The sequence below is a fragment of the Streptococcus sp. HMSC066F10 genome (genome assembly GCF_001813805.1).
Lineage (GTDB): Bacteria > Bacillota > Bacilli > Lactobacillales > Streptococcaceae > Streptococcus > Streptococcus vaginalis.
The window spans coordinates 1-210 of sequence record NZ_KV813980.1 but is presented as its reverse complement, the minus strand read 5'-3'; the positions used below and the strand labels follow the sequence as shown (position 1 = coordinate 210).

Genomic DNA, 210 nt, shown 5'->3' with positions numbered 1-210 from the left:
AGATGCATACGAAAAGTAGGGCGATAAAATTGCTTATCGCTCAGTTTACGACTATTCTGCTGTATAAGCTTCCAGTAGCGTTTGATGGTCTTGTATTCATGGGATTTTCGCTCAAACTGATTCATGATTTGAACACGAATACGGCTCATAGCACGGCTGAGATGTTGGACAATGTGAAAGCGATCTAGAACGATTTTAGCACAAGGAAAA

General features: G+C 40.5%; 1 protein-coding gene. It reads right to left on the bottom strand.

Annotated features, from left to right (window positions below):
* A partial coding sequence (locus HMPREF2933_RS09725; RefSeq protein ID WP_148131521.1) for a transposase occupies positions 1-210 on the bottom strand: 210 nt, incomplete at both ends.